Raw genomic sequence first — 21,301 nt, forward strand, 5'->3', positions numbered from 1 at the left:
ACTGATACTCTATACTTAATATCCTATCTTATGTCCCACAAGATTTTCGCGACTCGTGCATACAAAAAGAGCCAATGCACTTGGCATTGGCTTCATGGATATTTGATATTTTGATTCTCAGTAACTACTTTACGGAATTTTGTGTATTTGGCGCTTGCCCTACAGGCATCTCCACACCTGATGCTTGCTCTCCAGAAGCCTGCGTTGACTGTCCTACAGGCATTTCCACACCTGGTGCTTGCTCTATAGGAGCCTGCGTTGACTGTCCTACAGGCATTTCCACACCTGGTGCTTGCTCTATAGGAGCCTGCGTTGACTGTCCTACAGGCATTTCCACACCTGGTGCTTGCTCTATAGGAGCCTGCGTTGACTGCCCTACAGGCATTTCCACACCTGGTGCTTGCTCTATAGGAGCCTGCGTTGACTGTCCTACAGGCATTTCCATACCTGGTGTTTGCTCTACAGGAGCCTGTATTGACTGCCCTACAGGCATTTCCACATTTGGTGCCTGCTCTACAGGAGCCTGTGTTGACTGTCCTACAGGTATTTCCACACCTGGTGCTTGCTCTACAGGAGCCTGTGTTGACAACTGCTCCACTGATTTTTCTGTATTCGGTAATTGCTTAGGTGCCGATACAGAACTCCCTAATACTTCTGGCTCAATAACACGTCCTGAACCACCCATCATATTGTAATTCAAATGAGAAATAGCCCACCACGTACCCCCAATAATAATAAAAACGCAGATAGCTGCAAACCATAATGCGCTTAAATTCCACTTAGCATCTGGACCAGAATTCAAGTGCAAGAAGAAAACAATTTGCACTATAATTTGAATAATTGCCATTCCAATGAGATATGCAACCTTTGTGCTAATTGCCCAACTGTCCATCATTCCATACATCACAGGAATAAAAGACCCCATCGTGAAAAATACGGCCAAAATAAAACCAATTAAATAGGAACCCGTACTGGAACCATGTGCTTCGTTATGCCTGCTCATTATAATGCTCCTAATAGATAAACCATCGTGAAAACACCAACCCATACGATATCAAGCAAATGCCAGAAAATTGAAAGGCATGTCAAACGTGTTTTATTATCCTGATCCAAACCATTACGACGAAGATGAAAAAACATTACGATCATCCAGAGAAGACCAACACTTACATGAAGACCATGGGTACCCACCAAAGTAAAAAATGCTGACCAATAAGCTGATAGAACCTCTCGTCCAAAAAGCTGTAAACCTGTTGCAGGATCAATACCAGCATAAGCATTAGGATCGTAATAAAATACCTCGCCCAGAAGCTCATGAAACTCATAAACTTCCATTCCGATAAAGCAACATCCAAGGACAAAGGTAACTGCCATCCATAACCGCACACCACTAAGATTACTTTTATGCGCTTGTACCATTGCAAACCCATAAGTAATGGATGACAGTAATAAAATAGCAGTTTCAACCAAAACAAATTTTAAATCAATGAATTCATTGCCTGCTTTTCCTCCACCATAAGAAGCAGAAAAAACAGCAAAACTTGAAAAAAGTGTCGAGAACAGAATCAAATCCGAAAGAATGTAAACCCAAAAACCAAATGTCATTATCGAGCTACTATCGTGATGATGTTCATCGCCGTGAGCATTATTCATTGTCATCGCATTCATACTGTTGCTCCTTGTTTTTTAAGAACAGCTGTAAAAACATCCTCAGTTTTTTGCACTTCTTCAGCTGGAATATAGTAACCATGGTGGTCACCTGTTAATGAATGACGCACAATCGTTGCAATAAAACCAATCAATCCAATCGCAACAAGCCACCAAATATGCCAAACAAGTGCAAAACCAACAACTAACGAGAAGAATCCTGCAATAATCCCTGCCGATGTATTTGAAGGCATGTGAATTTTTGAAAATCCACTTGTTGGACGCTGATAACCATTCTTCTTCATATGCCAATAAGCATCATCATTCTGCACTTCTGGAATTATTGCAAAATTATAAGCAGGAGGAGGAGAAGAAATAGACCATTCAAGCGTCCGACCATCACCCCAAGAATCATTTAATGTTACGGGCAAGCGCCCTTTATGTTTGATACCGTACCAAATTGCTAAAATAACTTGTAGAACAAAACAAAGGATACCAAGCAAAATAATAAAAGCTCCCAGTGCAGCAATGATAAACATTGGCTGCCAACTAGGCTCCATATAATGTTGAAGACGACGCGTTGCCCCCATCAAACCAAGCGCATAAACTGGGAAAAAAGCGAGATAAAAACCTACGAACCAGCACCAGAACGATGCAATCCCCAGAAACCGATTGGGTTTATAACCAAAAACTTTTGGAAACCAAAAAGAAAGCCCAGCTAGATAAGCAAAAACAACACCACCAATAATTGTATGATGGAAATGTGCCACCAAAAAGAGCGAATTATGAAACTGCCAATCTGCAGGCACGATAGACATCAAAACGCCTGTTAATCCGCCACCAACGAATGTAAAGATCATTCCCATACACCAAAGCATTGGAGGCTCGAAACGAATGCGACCTTTATACATAGTTAGTAACCAATTAAAGACTTTCACACCTGTAGGAACCGCAATGATCATCGTTGCAATACCAAAGAAAGTATTTACAGCCTCACCTCCACCCATCGTAAAGAAATGGTGTCCCCAAACAACAAGCGAAAGAATTAAAATAACCAACATTGCCCATACCATTGAAGTATAACCAAAAAGGCGTTTTGAAGAAAAAGTCGACACAACCTCAGAAACAATCCCAAAAGCAGGAACAACCAAAACATAAACTTCAGGATGACCAAAAATCCAGACATAGTTAATCCATACCATCGGATTTCCACCACCAACATTGGTAAAGAAATTCATGCCCAAATAACGATCACATGCCAAGAGTGCGAATGCTACAGTTAAAACAGGATAAATCACCAAAATAAGTACATTGCTAACGAAGGCACTCCAACAAAAAACTGGCATTTTCATCATTGTCATCCCAGGAGCACGCATTTTAATAATGGTCGCAACAAAATTGATTGCCCCCATTGTCGTCGCGATACCGGAAAGCTGAAGCGACCATAAATAATAATCTACCCCTGTATCTGGACTCCCTTGCAATTCAGAAAAAGGGGGATACATCAACCAACCACCACGACCAAAATTACCAACACCTAGCGATATGTTAATCAGTATTGCCGCTGCAGCTGTAATCCAAAACCCTAAATTATTTGCAAAGGGGAAGGCAACATCACGCGCACCAATTTGTAGCGGTATGAGATAATTAAAAAGACCAAATAAAATCGGTGTAGCCATGAAGAAAATCATAATGGTACCATGCGCCGAAAAAATCTGATCAAAATGCTCAGGCGGCAAATACCCTGCCGTTTCACTGCCAAGCGCCATAGCCTGATGTGTTCGCATCATAATTGCATCAGCAAAACCACGAACAAGCATGATAATACCGAGAACAATGTACATAATACCGATGCGTTTATGATCAACTGTTGTGATCCAATTTCGCCATAAAACTCCCCACCATCCAAGTACTGTTAAAGCAATAACAGCAATTAAACCTCCCAAAACAATCGCAATACATGTGTATAAAACGATTGGCTCATGTGCAAGTGCATGAAAAGCACCAGCTGTAGGATCTGTAAGTCTTCCAAACATTTCTCAACCCATATCAAATGAATTTCAGTTAAAAGAAACCTTCTTTTAAAAAGGTCCTTTCTCGATTGATGCCCTAAATAACACCAGGATCAAAAACAGAACAAAGGGCACCCCAAAGTGACTGAGCCGCAGCACGCTTCATTAAGTCTTCATTACATACGGTATTTTCATCAACACATCGATTGACAATCCGGTAATAAAGCCGGCTCTCAACGGAAGAAAAATAACGTACTTCAGCATCCTTTTCCTTCGCAGCAACATCACCCATACGCGGCGCAATAGAAAGCTGACGATAAGATGCGCGATCAAGAATTTGACCACCAGACCGAGCTTTAGCAACCCAATTCTCAAAATCTTGCGGAGATACAGAATGCCATTTAAAGCGCATCTTTGCAAAACCATCACCACTGTAATTTGCTGAGGTTCCTTTAAACACCCCTTGCTCATCCGCTATCAAATGTAATTTGGAATTCATCTGCGGCATAGCGTAAAGAACTGTGCCCAATTTGGGTACCCAAAAAGCATTTACAGAACTTTCTGACGTCAATTGCAATAAAACTTGACGCCCTTTAGGTGCATAAATCTCATTGACCGATGCAATATTATATTCAGGGTAAATAAAAAGCCATTTCCAATCAAGAGCAACAACATCTACTTGCAACGGTTTCCCTTCGCCAACGACTTCCACTGGAAGCGGATTTTCTGGCTCAAGCTTATAGGTGTAATAGGCTGTCAACGCACCTAAAACAGTTACAATAACAATTGGAATACCCCACATAAATGCTTCAATTTTATTTGAATGCCCCCAATCAGGTAAATATTCTTCTGCAGTATTCGACGCCCGATATTTAATGGCCAAAAATACAACACTCACCATCACTGGGATTACAACGCAAAGCATAACAGCAACACAAATAACGATCAAAATAAGCTGTTGTCGCGCAACATACCCTGCCGGATGAATAACATCAAATTTACAACCAGATAAAAGAAACGCCATCCCTAAAATCACGAGCATCTTTATTTGTTTAACAAAGTTTCTCATTTCACCTGCCCCATCATACATATCAGAAGTTGTTATCAAAAAACGATAAAACCTCAATAACATGCTTACCTATTTAAAAAGAATTATCAAGTAAATTCAAATGCTCTCATCAATATTATACATATTATACAACTTTTGATCCTCTTATGGCCAATTTAAGCCTCTTAGAAAGATATTCAAGCGCAAACCAATAACCATCACTCCCACAACCAGCAATAACCGCATCCACACCTGTAGCGCTATAAGAATGGTGACGAAAAGCTTCACGTTGATAAATATTAGACAAATGAACTTCTACTTTTGGCCCTGAAAATATTTTTAATGTGTCAAGAAGTGCAACAGATGTATGACTATAAGCCGCTGGATTGATGATCAATCCAGCACTCACTCCAATGGCTCTCTGTATCCATTCTACCAATTGACCTTCACAGTTACTTTGATGAAAATGCACTATTACACCAGCATTTTTTGCCCATTCGCTGCAAAATTTTTTAATATCTTCTAGAGTCTCAGTTCCGTAAATTTCTGGCTCTCGTTGACCCAGAAAATTTAAATTAGGACCATTTAAAACTGTTATAATTGTAGACATAGTAAGCCTCTTCTTCTCGACCATCACCCTATTTAAAAAATGAACATATTTTCTACTGCAATAAAGCTCCATCCTTAATCTCAAAAAATTCTGCTCGTCCTTTTAAGGCATCAAATAAAATGCGATCCGTTCCTGTCATAAATGTTTGTCCGCCTAAGTCATCGAGAATATCAAATAAAGCAGCACGCCGATGAGGATCAAGATGTGCAGCCATTTCATCAAGAAGAAGAATGGGAATCTTATCTGACATCATGCCTGTTAAACGCGCATGACACAAAACCAAACCCGTTAGAAGAGCTTTTTGTTCACCTGTTGAACAAGATGCTGCAGCCATATTTTTATCAGCATAAAAAACCTGCAAATCTGTACGATGTGGTCCTTCCAATGTCCGCCCAGCAGCACGATCTCTTGCACGGTTATGCCGCAGCCGCCCATAAAATTGCTCTTCAACCTCAACCGCTGATATCTTATCAAGAGCCATTTCTAAAAAACCATCAATTTGCAAAAAAGCCCGTGGAAAAGGTATTTGAGAAGGCGTTTGTGCAAACATATCATTTAAAAGGCGAATAACATCGATACGTGCTGCAGCAATAGCCGCTGCCAGCTCTGCCATTTGCTTTTCTAAAGCATCAAACCAAGCAAAATCTTCATTTCCATCCAAAAACAAACGATTACGTGCACGCATAGCCTTATCATAATCTGCTATGCGGCAACTATGCAAAGGATCAATCGCCAAAACCATACGATCCAAAAAACGACGGCGCTCAAGCGAAGGACCTGTAAAAAGCCCATCCATAGAAGGAGTCAAAATGCTAATATGACAATAATCCGTCAGGCAATCACTTGTCTCATTCACACCATTAATATGGACTTTTCGACCGTTGCCACCAACTTCTAAAGCTGTACCAATATTCACTTCGCCATAAAGAGCACATTCAAGACGTGCAAATACAACAAATCCTTCACCCCCACCGTCTGCAAAGCTCACATCAGAATAAGCCGCACGCCGCAAACCACGACCAGGAGAGAGAAAAGATAACGCTTCTAAAAGGTTCGTCTTACCAGCACCATTATGGCCAGTAAAAATCACATGTTGACCTGAAAAATGAATATTAAAAGAAGGATAATTGCGATAACGCACAAGCTTTAGCTGTCTCACTGCCACTTTGTGCACATGACCAGCTATGCATTGCAAAACAATCGTCCCTAAACGCGAATGGGCATCAGCACATAAAGCGCAGCTTCATCATCCTTATCGCGAATCAGAGCAGGAGCTACAGCATCGGCCAACATAAAAACCATCTCATCACTCGAAAGTTGTCCAGCAATGTCCAAAAGATAACGTGAATTAAACCCTATCTCAAGCGGATCAGATGTATAAGTTGCTGCTAACTGATCTTCTGCACTTCCCGAATCAGGATTATTAACAACAAGCCTCAATTGTCCCTGCTCAATCGTTAACTTTACTGCACGTCCACGATCACTTGAAATTGTTGAAACACGATCAACCGCAGAAGAAAAATCCTGCCTGTTAACAACCAATTTTTTATCATTCCCAAGAGGGATAACACGTTGATAATCCGGAAATGTTCCATCAATTAACTTTGATGTCAAAACTACAGAACCTACAGAAAAACGAATCTTTGTCTCTGAGAGCTCTACACAGACCTCACCCTCGATTTCTTCTGAGAGCAGCTTTTGCAACTCTCCTACAGTTTTACGAGGAATAATGACACCCGGCATACCATCAATACTCGAAGGTGCCTCCATATCAACTTGTGCCAAACGATGTCCATCAGTCGCAACTAAACGTAGCTTCAAAACACCATCATTAACAATATGAAAATAAATGCCATTAAGATAATAACGGGTTTCTTCAGTAGAAATAGCAAATTGCGTACAATCCAGTAAATGTTTTAAGCCTGATGCTGATAGGAAAAAACGATAACCAAATTGACCCGGAAGTGACTCTGGAAAATCTATCTTTGGAAGACACTGAAGCTGAAAATGTGCACAACCCGAAACAACGGACATCGTGCTTGCTTGATTCTCATTAACGGATAAAACAATTTCACTACTGTAAGAAAATTTTCGAACGATATCATACAACAAATGTGCTGGAACAGTTATTGCTCCAGCCTCTTCCACATTGACTATAAAAGATTCTGTAATCTCTAAATCAAGATCGGTTGCTTTTAACTGCACAGTACCATTATCTACATCAATTAATACATTCGATAGAATAGGAACAGTATTACGACGCTCCACCACACGGTGAATACGACCTAGAGATTTGAGAAATTGACTGCGATCCACTGTAATACGCATAAAATCCCCGTTACAATTTACAAAAAACCATAGAAATTCTCTAGATTAGAAATAACCTATCCCCTTAAGAATCACCTATCGAATTCTATTCAACCTCTCTTAAAATAGCAAGTAACGACTGTATAAACAAAAAATAGCACTTCTTTATAAGTCCTCTACGCGCACTTTAAAAAGGAAAGACTGTTATGCAGCTTGCTCTCCAATCAACCGCTTAAGCAATTCAAGTTCTTTAGCTAATGTCTGATCTCCACAAACCAAATCTTCAATTTTACGTACAGCATGTAAAACTGTTGTATGATCACGCCCACCAAAACGACGCCCAATTTCTGGTAAGGAGCGAGGCGTCAACATTTTTGCTAAATACATCGCAACTTGTCGCGGTTTTACGACTGTACGTGTCCGACGATTGGATAATAAATCCTGTTTAGAAACATTATAATGCCGCGCAACTGTACGTTGAATCTCTTCGATCCGGATACGCTTAGGTTCACCAGAACGTGTCAAGTGGCCTAATAATTCACCAATCCGTTCTAAAGATAAATCAGATTCGAAAGACTGACGGAACAATAACTGATTAAATGCTCCTTCAATATCACGTCCCGACCCTGAAACCGTTTTCGCTATATACTCTAGAATATCATCAGAAATTGAGATCATATGATCATCTTGTTGCGCCAATTGTAACCGCTGGTACAACATTTTCAAACGCATTTCATAATCGGGCGCTTCAATTTCAAGGGCAACCCCTCCCTGAAGACGAGAGCGGACTCGAAGATCAAGCGATTCTAATTCTGCTGGTGGACGATCTGCTGCCACAACAACTTGTTTTGCACTGTCAAGCAACATATTAAGCAAATGGCAAAATTCATGCTGAATCGACTTTCCCTGCAAAAACTGCATATCATCAATAATAAGAAGATCGATATCACGAAGCTGCTCTTTAAAAGAAAGAGCATCATTATCACGAATAGCTGTCGCAAAACGCCACATAAAATATTCAGCGGTCAAATAAATAACCCGCGCAGATGTTAAACGCTTCAACGCTGCAGATGCAATAGCTTGAAGCAAATGTGTTTTCCCTAAACCAACCGATGCGTGAATAAAAAGAGGATTAAATCGTAACGCACTTTTATGACCTTCCGCAATCGAACGTGCTGCTGCTAAAGCAACACGATTAGAAGAACCCTCTACAAAACTCTCAAAAGTATAGCGTGAATCAAGTGGTGAACCTAAAACTCCCGCTTGAGCATTCTTTACTGAATACTCTGTATACCCCTCAACGAAAGACGCCGTTGCCTGCTCTTCCAGAACAACAGGAGCTGCATTTGTTCTACAGACCACACCTGTTGAAACACGTTTCATACCCCGAACGATAATCTCGACGCGAAGAATCGCCGAATTCTCTTGTTTCCATAAATTGGTCAAAAGAGAACCATAATGATTACTAATCCATGAACGCAAAAATGCTGTCGGAACAGAAAGTTTTACAAGATTACGGCTATATTCAGCAAGCTTCACACGTCCAAACCAGCTCGTATAAGCTTCCATACCAACCTGCGCCTTTAATTGCGCCATCACGCGCGCGAAAGCTGCCGCCCCTTCCTCCTCTGAAATAATAGAAGGCTCTACACAAACACTTCTACAAACTTCCCCATCACTCCCCGTTATCTTACTCTTTATTATTTTTTCTGCCGACAGGATATTCACCGAAACCCCCTTTTAAAGGAACTAGCTTTAGAGTTCAATTTATCCACCATCTTTCATCCTGATAAAAATAAAAATTTGTCCTACCAAACAGCTAAAAATTAACTTAGCGAAAGCAAAACGCCCGACCCCAAATAAGACTACTCATCCTCCCCTAGGACAGCTTTATACAACTCCACCAAAAAAGATGACCAATTAAGATTTACTTGTATTCACGATATGACCCACTCTTCTTAAATAGCAAACATACCAATCAAGAAAACTAATAAACCCGTCAGAAAGCCTCTCCAACATGAGAGCTCACAATAGCCTAAACCAAAGCATTTTATACTCAACGCAACATAGGATAATAAGCTGATGTAACCCCTATATGCTTTTAGTCTCCGTAAGAACCATACAAAACAGCAGAGGTAAAATGCAAGAGGTCAAAATCAAATCAAAAGCTTCTAAAAAGCCGACATAAACCTGCTTCTATAAACGAGAAATGGGGAAAATAATTGATTCAATTCATTTTTTTTCTTTTAATTTACCAATAATTAAAGAATCTTTTCAGATTAAAAAAAAAAAATAAAAATGCTTGACAAAAAAGACTCTGCAAAAATCCACAAAGCTTGTGGATAACCATATAAAGTCTCTAAATCTTCTCTTCTTTTTTAGGAGAGGAATCGTTTTTGATTCCTTTCCTTAAAAGAGAGTCTTTTCAGAAAACAAACAAAAACCAGCATCCAAATAAATGCTGGTTTCATTTCTCAATAAAATGGAAAAAGCTTAAACGCTGAGAGCCTTCAAACGTTTCGCTAAACGCGATACTTTTCGTGCAGCAGTATTTTTGTGAAAAATCCCTTTGGAAACCGCACGCATAATTTCAGGTTCAAAATTCTTAAATGCTCTTTCTGCAGAAGCCTTATCGCCCCCAGCTAAAGCATCATCAAACTTACGCATAAAAGTACGAACGCGTGAACGGCGGGCCTTGTTAACCTGTGTGCGTGCTGCAACTTTGCGCACTGCCTTTCGAGCGGAAGGTGTATTCGCCATAAATATCTCTCTCTTTCAACGCATCAGATAGAAACAATCTCAATGACATCTCTACCAATCAAAATAAATCTCATCTCAGCAATATCATAAATCTGCTGATAACTGCACGGCTTATAACGCAATCTTCAAACAAACGTCAATCAAATTTTCAAAGAGTGGCATAAAAAACAAAGCCAAACTCTCTGACATCCATCTTCATATTTAAGGACGCTTCTCAATGAACAAATATGGTTCAAACTGCTAGATTACGCAAAACATATTGCAAAATTCCGCCATGATGCAAATAATCCAACTCATCTTCAGTATCAACACGGCATAATAATGGCACTGTTTTTACCGTTCCATCAGAAAAAGTGATTGTCGCTACAGTTTTTTGCCGAGGTTTCAAATTATGAACCCCTTCAATCGTTACCTTTTCATCTCCTTTTAAACCCAAAGATTGCCAACTTGTACCTGCTTCAAACACAAAGGGAACAATTCCCATCCCAACAAGATTAGAACGATGAATCCGCTCAAAAGATTGAGCAATCACTGCTTTTACACCAAGAAGATTGGTGCCCTTCGCTGCCCAATCACGAGATGACCCATTACCATATTCAACACCAGCAAAGACAACGAGCAGAACACCCTCCCGTTTATATGCCATTGCTGCATCATAAATTGCCTGCTCTTCTCTTGAAGGGTAATGAATTGTATAGCCCCCTTCACGACCATTTTTTCCTAGCATAAAGTTACGAATGCGAATATTGGCAAAGGTTCCACGCATCATGACTTCATGATTCCCACGACGTGTTCCATACTGATTAAAATCAGCCACTTTCACTCCGTGATCTATCAAATATTTTCCTGCAGGAGAATCAATCTTAATGGAACCAGCAGGAGAAATATGATCCGTCGTAATTTTATCACCAAACAAACCTAAAATCCGTGCATCTTTAATGTCTGGTAAGACATCAGGAGTCTTTTGCATATTATAAAAATATGGCGGATTACGCACATATGTCGATTGTTCATCCCAAGCATAAGTAGCTCCCGTTGGAACCTGAACTTTTTGCCAATTTTCATCGCCCTTAAACACATCCGCATATTTTTCGGCAAAAATCTTACGCGTGACATTCTTTTCTATAAATTCTTGTATTTCTTGAGAAGTGGGCCAAATATCTTTCAAATAAACTGGTTGACCATCTGAACCTTCTCCAAGAGGCTCCTTCGTTAAATCTTTACGCACCGTCCCTGCCAAAGCGTGCGCAACAACTAACGGTGGTGAAGCGAGATAATTTGCTTGCACATCAGGTGAAACACGTCCTTCAAAATTACGATTTCCTGAAAGAACCGCAGCTGCAATTAAACCATTTTTATTAATCGTTTTAGAAATAGCTGGATACAAAGGACCAGAATTCCCAATACATGTTGTGCATCCAAATCCCACTAAGTTAAACCCTAACGCATCCAAATCTTTTTGGAGACCTGAATTGAGAAGATAAGCTTCAACAACTTGTGAACCAGGAGCAAGAGAAGTCTTAACCCATGGCTTGCTCTTGAGACCTTTCGCCACAGCATTGCGTGCTAAAAGACCGGCAGCAATAAGAACACTTGGATTTGACGTATTCGTACAAGAGGTAATTGCGGCAATCACCACATCTCCGTGGCCAAGATCATATTCCGCACCCTCAACTTGATATCGGTCATTTTGTCCAACAATCCTCTTATAATCGCTAGATAATGCTCCCTCAAAACCCCGTCCAACACTTTCCAATGCAATACGCCCCTCAGGACGCTTAGGACCGGCCATGGAAGGTACAACACTTTCCATATCTAATTCAATTGTATCCGTGAAAACGGGATTGGCTACGGCTTCATCATGCCACATCCCTTGTGCTTTGGAATAAGCTTCTACTAAAGTGATCCGATTCTCATCACGCCCTGTCATATTGAGATAACGCACTGTTTCCTTATCAATGGGAAAAAAACCACAGGTCGCTCCATATTCAGGAGCCATATTTGCAATTGTTGCCCGATCAGCAAGCGTCATGTGTTCTAGACCGGGTCCAAAAAACTCAACAAATTTACCAACAACGCCTTTTTTGCGTAGAATTTGTGTCACCATCAATACTAAATCGGTAGCAGTCACACCTTCTTTAAGTCTCCCTGTTAAACGGAAACCAATCACTTCAGGTAACAACATAGAAACGGGCTGACCTAGCATTGCCGCTTCTGCTTCAATACCCCCAACACCCCAACCCAATACCCCCAAACCATTCACCATAGTCGTATGCGAATCAGTTCCCACACAAGTATCAGGATAAACCGTCTGCTCTTTTTCCTCATTCTTTATCCACACGCATTGTGCTAAATATTCTAGGTTAACCTGATGACAAATCCCCGTTCCTGGAGGAACAACACGAAAATTCTGAAAAGCTTGCTGCCCCCATTTCAGAAAACGATAACGTTCACCATTGCGTTCATATTCATGATCAACATTTTCCTTAAAAGCCATAGGATTGCCAAAATCATCAACGATAATTGAATGGTCGATAACGAGATCAACGGGGATGAGAGGATTGATTTTTTCGGCATTTCCTCCAAGTTTCACCATAGCATCGCGCATTGCAGAAAAATCAACAACTGCAGGAACACCTGTGAAATCTTGCATGAGAACACGCGCGGGACGGTAAGCAATTTCTGCATCAGCACTGCCTTTGTCATTTAACCATTTAGCAACGTTTAAAATATCCTCCTTCTTAACCGTGCGTCCGTCTTCAAATCGTAATAAATTTTCAAGAATAACCTTCATCGAAAACGGCAAACGAGAAACACCCTCGAGCCCATTTTTTTCCGCTTCGATCAAACTATAATAAGTGTATTTCTGGCCACAAACATCTAAAATTCTGCGACAATTAAAACTATCAATTTGAGACATGACTGCCTACCCTCATACTACAAACCACCCAATTTCCTGGAATGAACAACCAAACTACGAATCAAGGCCGCAGCTTGAGCGCAGACATAACTACCTCCGCCATCCATTTCCCCCTTCACCTTTCTATTCTCTCGGTAAATTCGGAAATCAGCGTCAAAAAAACATTCTACACCAGATATTGATGTAACACATCGCTTATAGAATTATTTCTAGAACTATTCTAGATACAATTGCATAAAAAACATGTTTTTTATCCTATAATGCAATAAAGGTTATAGAAACAAAATAAAAACAGGCAATTACATGGTGTTATCGGGTGAAAATTTAGCAGCTCACAGAAATGAAGAAGTTCTGTTTCAAGAACTTTCTTTTTGTTTACTCCCACACCAACTTATGACAATCACAGGTCCAAACGGAATTGGAAAATCCACATTACTACGAATCATCGCTGGTCTTCTTGAAGCCGCTAAAGGCCAAGTAATCCTTAAAGACCATGAACAAACATATCCGGTAGCAACTGCGTGTCATTATCTTGGTCCTCAAAATGCCATGAAACCTTCCTTATCCGTCATCGATAATTTGCAATTTTGGGCAACATTTTATGGGCAACATTTACGCTATCCACATGAAGCCCTTGCTGACATTCATTTTTCTGATCTTGAACACTTACCCTTCCATATTCTGTCAACGGGGCAAAAAAGGCGTGTAGCTATTGCTCGCCTTTTGCTTTCTTATCGTCCTATTTGGATTTTAGATGAACCAATATCGGGAGTTGATGGCCATTCTCAAATTCTGCTTGCCAATATTTTTCAACGCCATCTCAATCAAGGCGGTATGATTATCGCTGCAACCCATCATCCCCTCGGCATTTCAGAAAACTATAAGATCTCTTTGGAAAAATTCTCATCTCCACAGGAAAAAAGAGCATGAAAGCACTGTTTTTGCGTGATCTTAAACTCGCTTTAACACCACAAGCTTCTTCGTTAACAGGACTTTTGTTTTTTATCGCTATTATTATGGTCACCCCCTTCGCCATTGGACCAGATTCTCAAGTTCTCACACAAATAGGCCCAGGCATATTATGGTTTGGAGCCCTTTTCGCAGGACTTCTCAATCTGAACAAACTTTTTCAAACCGATCACGATGATGGAAATCTCGACCAATTCATCCTTGCTGGACAAAGACAAAGCTTCACACTGATTGTCTTTATCAAATGCCTTGCCCATTGGGTAGGAACAATGCTCCCCCTTATTTTTGCGACTCCTGTTTTAGCATTCATGCTCCATTTGGATGCCACGATAACTTTTACAACAATACTCACCCTCTTATGCGGAACACCTGCCATTATTTTTATTGGTGCTATAGGAGCTGCCCTTGCAACGTCATTGTTACACAGCACTCTCCTCATTTTTATTATCATCTTACCGTGGATCATTCCAATCATGATCTTTGGTGTTTCTGCTGCTACAGCTCCAACAAACCAAAATGTCTCTTTTTTGACCTCTTTGACTCTTCTTATTGCTTTTTCACTGCTTTTGAGTCTTTTTAGCTCTTTTGTTGCAGCGATAACACTCAAACTTTTATCAGAATAATAAAAGATGATTGCCGCATAGCGAAACTCTGCCTATTATAAAACTCATGAATGAAGCAGCTCACACACATAAAATAGGGGTACTTCCTAAAAGTTTAGTCCGTTTTATGAAAATAAGCAGTACCGTTTTACCTTGGTTAACTGGTATAACATTGTGTCTTCTTATCTTAGGACTTATTCTGATTATGCATTCACCTGATGATTATCAGCAGGGGATTACAGTCAAGATTATGTATATTCATGTCCCATTCGCGTGGCTCTCTACATTTTGTTATCTCATAATAAGTGCTGCTGCTTTGGGAAGTTTGATGTGGAGGCTTCATCTTGCTGATGTGGCACTCAAATGTGGTGCACCCATTGGAGCAATTTTTACAGCCCTATCCCTTATGACAGGTGCACTTTGGGGGCGCCCTACATGGGGGACATGGTGGGTGTGGGATGCACGGCTCACATCAGTTCTAATCCTACTTTTTATCTACCTTGCCATTGTTATGCTTGCGCGCGCTTTTGATAACCAAGCAAAAGCTACACGTGCTACAGCAATTCTCACACTCGTTGGACTTGTGAATATCCCCATTATCAAATTTTCCGTTAATTGGTGGAACACACTCCATCAATCCGCATCGCTTTTGCGTTCAGGAGGACCAACAATCGAGCGTGCTATGTTATGGCCCCTGATAACAATGATATTTTGTTTCGGCTTTATGTTTATTCTGCTCTATTTGATGGCTATGCGCAACGAAATCAATCGCCGTTATATTCAAATACTTCAGATCAAAAAAGCCCGTCGTGCACAATATCAGGACTCTTCATCATGCGCGCCCTAAATAACATGCACAATGAACTTTTAGGAAATCTCTCTCAGAAAATTGATTTTTTCCTTGGTACCTTTCACCACCAACAAATTGTTGTTCTAAGCTATATGCTCTCTGCAATCTCTCTCTTGTGTTTTATTGGCTATATCCTTTATAAAGCTATATACCAAAAAAAAATCCTACAGCAGCTGAATAAAAAAGAACTCTTTAAGAAAAAACAATATCATGAAAACCATTCCTCAAAAAACTAGAAAAAGCATATCATCATCCGTTTCACTTGGTTTTTTAGGACCGTTCGTGTTTTTTTTTCTTCTTCTTATGCTTTTCTTCCACTTTATGAGTAGCAACCATCCCAATGGTGTTTCTCTGCTCCCAAACACATTGGCTGAAAAACCCGCACCTAAAATCCGTCTTCCTCTCCTTGGAAACGAAGAGCATCTTCTCAATTCAGAACACTTTAAAGGCCGCATAACATTAGTTAATTTCTGGGGATCGTGGTGTTCATCCTGCCGCGAGGAGCATTCGCTTCTTATGAAAATTGCACAAGACCAACGTTTTGATCTTATTGGCATTAATTATAAGGATAATAAAGAGAACGCCCAACGTTTTCTGAGAAATTTTGGCAATCCTTTTAAAGTTATTGGCTTTGATGCCTCAGGACATACAGCTATTAATTGGGGGGTTTCTGGACCACCAGAGATTTTTCTTTTGAACAAAGAAAGCATTATTATTGCTAAATATATTGGCCCTTTAACATGGCAAATTTATCAGAAAAAAATCCTGCCAAAAATCGAAAAGGCTATAATGACAGAAAATCTATCAGACAGCAATGTGTTGATTCATAAAGATAATCTGTCTTTTTTCCATATTGAATGAGAACACAATTGGATTTTCTTATTTCAACTCCCCCTATGCAGAATCCTCAAAAAGGCTTACTTACATGTCATGATAAGAAGCAATATGTAAAAAACTGTCTGAAAAAAGAAAGACATCTCTTTAAAACAAGCACGTCAATAAACAAATGATACTGTTCTTTATAGAGGCAGAATTTCATTCAAAAACACACAAAACAAAACACGAATATTTTCTGATGAAAAAATTCCTTGGTTTACTAAAAGTTTTATCTTCTAAAATATCTCTCTTAGCAGATTATCTCTTAAAGATGAAACTTAAGAGCGCAAATACTACACTCTTATCCGTCGTCTTTCAGAAACTGGTTGAAATGCTATCTTTGCATGAAAAGCACAATAAGGACCATTTTCACCAGAGTCGGCCCCACAAAAATGAAAATCTGATGACAAAGGATCTCCAACTGGCCATCTACATGTATTTTCACTCAATTGTAAAAGATTAAGTTGACGTGATATAGGCACAACGACATTTGATTGTGCAGACAGATCAATTTCTCTCACATCCTCTGCTACAAATTCCACCTTTAAAGCGGTCTCTTCAATACTACAAGATGCAGGATTTGTTGGTAATACAGTCGATGGTGTGCGACGCGTACGCGGAGACGATGAACTAGCAGGTGTCTTTTGGGCACGCGTTACACCTTGTGCTGTCTTACCACGTCCTGGTAACTTTAACCGGTGCACTTTACCGATCACAGCATTCCTGCTGACACCCCCTAATTGGGTTGCAATCTGACTTGCACTTAATCCCTCACTCCACAACTTTTTAAGAAGTTCAACGCGTTCATATGTCCAACCCATATCAGCACTCCATTCTGATCACCTCATTAAGATGCATTCCTTTGCATCTTTAAATGTTTGAATAATGTGTTCAATGGGCTGAATGAAAAAACTATACCTCACTTAAGCACAAATACTCATTCAACCTATGGAACTTAAAACTAAAACAACAGCTTATTTACAGATTCAAATTACAATATGCACTGACTCTCTGACAAGAGCCTTTGCCCTCTTGAAGAGCTTATTTCGCATGTTTTCCCCAACTTGCGAATCAAATATAGGTCAAACGCTCATATTTGCTTAAGACTTTTCCCTCTAAATGTTTCTTGCAAAACCTTCATTGTTTTTTGCCAAAATGAAAAGCTGATTACACTCTATCCAAAACTGTAACACTGCTTTATTTGCTGATTTGTTTTGTTTATTGTATGGCACAATTTAAAAGATAAAGGAAACAATGATGGGCACTACGACTATCCAGCCACTTTACAAATGCTTTGCTCGACGTAATTTACATTTCAAAAAAGGTAATGGTATATGGCTGACTTCCGATAAAGGAGAGCTTTATCTTGATATGACATCTGGCATTGGTGTCAATGCATTAGGGTACGCACATCCAAAGTTGGTCGAGACCCTCAAAATACAAGCTGAAAAACTTTGGCATATTTCCAATCTTTTTCAATCTCCTGAACAAGAAGCTCTTGCCGCACGACTTTGTGCAAACAGTTTTGCTGATAAGGTCTTTTTCTGCAATTCTGGTGCTGAAGCACTTGAATGTGCATTCAAAACTGCTCGTCATGCGCATTATGCATCTGGTCATCCAACACGCGTTGAAATTATTGCTTTTGAAGGCGCCTTTCATGGACGCACACTTGCAACGCTTGCTGCTACAGGACAAGAAAAATATCTTGAAGGCTTTGGCCCCAAAACTAGTGGATTTATTCAAATTCCTTTTTGTGATAAAAGTGCTTTGCGTAACGTTATTAATAAAAATACCGCAGCCATTCTTATTGAACCCATTCAAGGAGAAGGAGGAATCCGAATAGTTTCTCCTGAATATTTAAAATTTTTGCGCAAAATATGTGATGAGAATAATCTGTTCTTAATTTTGGATGAAGTCCAAACAGGTATTGGACGAACAGGAAAGTTTTTTGCTTATGCGTGGAGTGAGATCAAACCTGATATTCTTACCCTCGCAAAAGGGCTGGGTGGTGGTTTTCCATTAGGTGCTTGTCTTGCAACAAATGAAGCAGCAAAAAGTATGACACCAGGAACTCATGGATCAACCTTTGGAGGAAATCTTCTTGGGATGGCTGTAAGCAACAGTGTTCTCGATATTATATTAGAACCAAGCTTTCTCCACCATGTCCAACAGATGGGGGATAAGCTAAAAAGTGGACTTTCGGACATTCTTAATATCTATCCTGATATTATCTGCTCAATTCAGAGTGTTGGCCTTATGATAGGTATTCAGTGTGTTGTTCCCTCCAATGCTGTCGTCAATGCCTTGGAAAAAGAATATGTTCTCAGCGTTGGTGCCAACAACAATGTAGTGCGCTTATTGCCTCCCCTTATCATAAAAGAAGAAGAAGTAGAGGAAAGCTTGTATCGTATTGAAAAAGCAATTGCGTCTCTTTCACGAACAAATAAAAAAAGGCAAGGATTATAAACATAACAAATGTTTTTCGCCATTTCACCGATTTATCCGTTTTAACCACGCTATTATTGACTATACAAAAGCTCTCAAAGCATTTCCTGCAAAGCAGAAATAAAGTTTAAAACCTTTTGTGAGTAAAACACTAATGATGGCTTTTGAAAAACCGTCCACACAACCCCATATCTCATTCGATATAAGCACACACCAGCTTTGGTGAAAACACGTTCATGCTAACAAGTTCAGAGGTAAAAACTTGATTATAATAAAACCATAGCCGATACAGCATGCGTTTTAACGCGTTTTGTGAATATCTTCACTTTACAGGCAACAAGACACATAAATTCCTGTCATCAATACCCTTATAGATGATACATAGCGTGCCAAGTTTTAGTAAATATCCTACTTACAAAGAACATCATGGACTGCTGTAAGCAAAAATATTCGCTTGGATGAAAAATGACAATCATATACTTCATTCCCTGATTAAAGCAGCTGCTCTTTTTGACTTTTATCTACATATTGCCCCCCCACAAGAAAAACTTATACACTGGACAGGTAAACAACGGGCTCATTTATTTTGACCTATAATCTCCCCAAAGCTGCTAAAGATATTGATTAGATTATGATCAATACATGGGTTTCAAGGAGACAAGAATTTTGTGCCCGCAGTCATTCTATTTTGCAGCCTTATAAATAAAGGACGCTTTAGTGAAATGATCCGAACTCTATGCTCTTTTCGCGCATTGTTTTCCCACTCATCCTAGTAAAGAAGTTGTTGATCCTGTAATAAATGGATCATATTCTGTTGTTTTGATGAAGCTGAAAACCGTCTTTATATCCCAAAAGCAATTCTTGCCTAGTATTTACAAGATGCATTTTTCTCTCCACAATAACCTGCAAAAGCAAATCATATAAAAGGCAAAAATATGAGCGAACGAGCCTCAGATGAAACCTCTCTCACCAACATTTATTTAAGTGAAGATGATACTGTTATTCCCTTTCAAGTTGAAGAACTTGATATCCGCGGACGTATTGTACAACTTGGGGAAACTTTAAATTCTATTCTCACAAGGCATCAATATCCTGAACCGGTTTCTTACCTTTTAGCAGAGGCATTAGTTTTGACCGTTCTTCTTGGAACTTCCCTGAAGCTTAAGGACAAATTTATTTTACAAACCCATTCTAATGGGCCCGTTAACATGCTGGTGTGCGACTTCTCTCCTCCTTCCAGCCTCCGTGGTTATGCTCGTTTTGATAAAGAAAAGTTAAATCAAGCAATGGTCAATGATCAAATATCTTCAGAAACACTTCTTGGAAAAGGCACTTTAGCCTTCACTATCTATCAAGGTCCCCACACGCAGCCCTATCAGGGGATAGTACCACTAGATGGGTCAAATTTACAGGAAGCTTCCCATATGTATTTTGATCAATCAGAACAAATTCCCACCAACATCTGTTTAGCCGTCGCTATATTAATTAATCGTGACCAACAAGGAAAACCCCAAAAAAGGTGGCGAGCAGGAGGTATTTTGACTCAATTTTTGCCCAAAGCATCCTCTCATCATAAAATAGATGAACCTGACAAAAAAACAGAAGAAACAAAAACTCGTGCGCAATTGGAAAATCAATGGCAAGAAGCGAAGGCATTGACGGCAACCATTGAAGGTACAGAATTGACAGATCCCCAAGTCGGTAGTAAGCAACTTTTGTTCCGTCTTTTTCACGAACACGGTGTTAGGGTTTTTCATCCCTTTTCTTGTGTGGATCGATGTTCTTGTTCGCGCGAAAAAATTAAAGGAATTCTGGACGACTTTCCTACTGATGAACAGAACAAAATGGTTAAAAACGAATATATTTCAGTAACATGTGAATTTTGTTCAACAACCTATAGCTTTAAACCGCAAGAATTTTTTGAAAATAAAACGGGTAATAAAGATAACCCTTAGGAAACACCTTTATGCAAGAAGAGAGACAATGTGCTGGTTATGGTTTATTATTTTATAAACCCCAATAATGGTGACAAACCTTTATTACTGTGCACGCCTCAAAGGAAAAACAAAGCCAGAGAATAAAAATTTAATTACTTAAAATTAGAATCTCTTACAATTTCTATAGTGCTTTAAGCAGAATCACTGTCTGTAAAAATTGGAAGCAATAGCGTCAATATCATGACAAAACCTTTCGCTCTTACATCCTTTCTAAAAAATATAGCTTGCAAAATACTAACCTGATAAACCAATATTAAA

The 21,301-nt window shown here is 39.6% G+C and carries 18 protein-coding genes; 7 read left to right on the plus strand and 11 right to left on the minus strand.

The window, feature by feature from the left end:
- Nucleotides 1–124 precede the first annotated feature (124 nt).
- The 10 genes from cyoD to acnA all read right to left on the minus strand — a co-directional run bounded on the left by cyoD (nt 125) and on the right by acnA (nt 13,304).
- A complete protein-coding gene (cyoD, locus tag J7R10_RS00130) occupies nt 125–1,003 on the minus strand; it encodes a cytochrome o ubiquinol oxidase subunit IV (protein WP_026501254.1) in 879 nt (292 codons plus the stop codon).
- Nucleotides 1,003–1,668: a cytochrome (ubi)quinol oxidase subunit III gene (locus tag J7R10_RS00135; RefSeq protein ID WP_010704610.1), complete on the minus strand. Its 666-nt coding sequence runs from the start codon at nt 1,666–1,668 to the stop codon at nt 1,003–1,005. The genes cyoD and J7R10_RS00135 overlap by 1 nt, the downstream gene beginning before the upstream one ends.
- Nucleotides 1,665–3,683 (minus strand): cytochrome o ubiquinol oxidase subunit I, encoded by a 2,019-nt coding sequence (gene cyoB, locus J7R10_RS00140; protein ID WP_010704609.1) that lies wholly within the window; start codon nt 3,681–3,683, stop codon nt 1,665–1,667. Before cyoB ends, J7R10_RS00135 begins: the two co-directional genes overlap by 4 nt.
- Before the next feature lie 73 nt (nt 3,684–3,756).
- The gene (gene cyoA, locus J7R10_RS00145) at nt 3,757–4,728 is read right to left on the minus strand and encodes a ubiquinol oxidase subunit II (RefSeq protein ID WP_010704608.1); all 972 of its coding nucleotides are present in this window, start codon (nt 4,726–4,728) and stop codon (nt 3,757–3,759) included.
- 124 nt (nt 4,729–4,852) lie between these two features.
- A complete protein-coding gene (aroQ, locus tag J7R10_RS00150) occupies nt 4,853–5,317 on the minus strand; it encodes a type II 3-dehydroquinate dehydratase (protein WP_010704607.1) in 465 nt (154 codons plus the stop codon).
- 52 nt (nt 5,318–5,369) lie between these two features.
- Nucleotides 5,370–6,503 carry a DNA replication/repair protein RecF gene (gene recF, locus J7R10_RS00155; RefSeq protein WP_026501255.1) on the minus strand — a complete coding sequence of 378 codons (1,134 nt, stop codon included), beginning with the start codon at nt 6,501–6,503 and terminating at the stop codon, nt 5,370–5,372.
- A 20-nt stretch (nt 6,504–6,523) separates the two neighbouring features.
- Complete coding sequence (dnaN, locus tag J7R10_RS00160) at nt 6,524–7,645, minus strand: DNA polymerase III subunit beta (RefSeq protein ID WP_010704605.1); 1,122 nt, start codon at nt 7,643–7,645, stop codon at nt 6,524–6,526.
- Between the two features lie 183 nt (nt 7,646–7,828).
- Entirely contained in the window at nt 7,829–9,313 is a 1,485-nt protein-coding gene (gene dnaA / locus J7R10_RS00165; protein WP_208436366.1) for a chromosomal replication initiator protein DnaA, read from the minus strand.
- 804 nt (nt 9,314–10,117) lie between these two features.
- Entirely contained in the window at nt 10,118–10,384 is a 267-nt protein-coding gene (rpsT, locus tag J7R10_RS00170) for a 30S ribosomal protein S20 (RefSeq protein WP_010704603.1), read from the minus strand.
- Nucleotides 10,385–10,616: 232 nt separating this feature from the next.
- Nucleotides 10,617–13,304, minus strand: coding sequence for an aconitate hydratase AcnA (gene acnA / locus J7R10_RS00175; RefSeq protein ID WP_010704602.1), 2,688 nt, complete (start codon nt 13,302–13,304; stop codon nt 10,617–10,619).
- Between the two features lie 303 nt (nt 13,305–13,607).
- On the opposite strand from acnA, the gene ccmA reads away from it, so the two are divergent.
- The 5 genes from ccmA to J7R10_RS00195 are packed head-to-tail and all read left to right on the plus strand — an operon-like array spanning nt 13,608 to nt 16,586.
- Nucleotides 13,608–14,234, plus strand: a complete 627-nt coding sequence (ccmA, locus tag J7R10_RS00180; RefSeq protein WP_010704601.1) for a heme ABC exporter ATP-binding protein CcmA — start codon at nt 13,608–13,610, stop codon at nt 14,232–14,234.
- Nucleotides 14,231–14,896: a heme exporter protein CcmB gene (gene ccmB, locus J7R10_RS00185; protein WP_010704600.1), complete on the plus strand. Its 666-nt coding sequence runs from the start codon at nt 14,231–14,233 to the stop codon at nt 14,894–14,896. Before ccmA ends, ccmB begins: the two co-directional genes overlap by 4 nt.
- A 46-nt stretch (nt 14,897–14,942) precedes the next feature.
- Complete coding sequence (locus tag J7R10_RS00190) at nt 14,943–15,722, plus strand: heme ABC transporter permease (protein WP_010704599.1); 780 nt, start codon at nt 14,943–14,945, stop codon at nt 15,720–15,722.
- Entirely contained in the window at nt 15,710–15,961 is a 252-nt protein-coding gene (locus J7R10_RS09725; RefSeq protein WP_010704598.1) for a hypothetical protein, read from the plus strand. The genes J7R10_RS00190 and J7R10_RS09725 overlap by 13 nt, the downstream gene beginning before the upstream one ends.
- Nucleotides 15,936–16,586, plus strand: coding sequence for a DsbE family thiol:disulfide interchange protein (locus J7R10_RS00195; RefSeq protein ID WP_035000599.1), 651 nt, complete (start codon nt 15,936–15,938; stop codon nt 16,584–16,586). The genes J7R10_RS09725 and J7R10_RS00195 overlap by 26 nt, the downstream gene beginning before the upstream one ends.
- A gap of 308 nt (nt 16,587–16,894) precedes the next feature.
- On the opposite strand, the gene J7R10_RS00200 is transcribed toward J7R10_RS00195, so the two are convergent.
- Nucleotides 16,895–17,422: a GcrA family cell cycle regulator gene (locus J7R10_RS00200; RefSeq protein WP_010704596.1), complete on the minus strand. Its 528-nt coding sequence runs from the start codon at nt 17,420–17,422 to the stop codon at nt 16,895–16,897.
- A 436-nt stretch (nt 17,423–17,858) separates the two neighbouring features.
- Between J7R10_RS00200 and J7R10_RS00205 the strand changes: the two genes are divergently transcribed.
- Together J7R10_RS00205 and J7R10_RS00210 are read left to right on the plus strand one after the other, a co-directional pair.
- Complete coding sequence (locus J7R10_RS00205; RefSeq protein ID WP_010704595.1) at nt 17,859–19,067, plus strand: aspartate aminotransferase family protein; 1,209 nt, start codon at nt 17,859–17,861, stop codon at nt 19,065–19,067.
- Nucleotides 19,068–19,981: 914 nt separating this feature from the next.
- A complete protein-coding gene (locus J7R10_RS00210) occupies nt 19,982–21,001 on the plus strand; it encodes an Hsp33 family molecular chaperone (RefSeq protein WP_010704594.1) in 1,020 nt (339 codons plus the stop codon).
- Nucleotides 21,002–21,301 lie beyond the last annotated feature (300 nt).

It is taken from the genome of Bartonella vinsonii subsp. berkhoffii ATCC 51672, from assembly GCF_902825225.1.
GTDB lineage: Bacteria > Pseudomonadota > Alphaproteobacteria > Rhizobiales > Rhizobiaceae > Bartonella > Bartonella berkhoffii.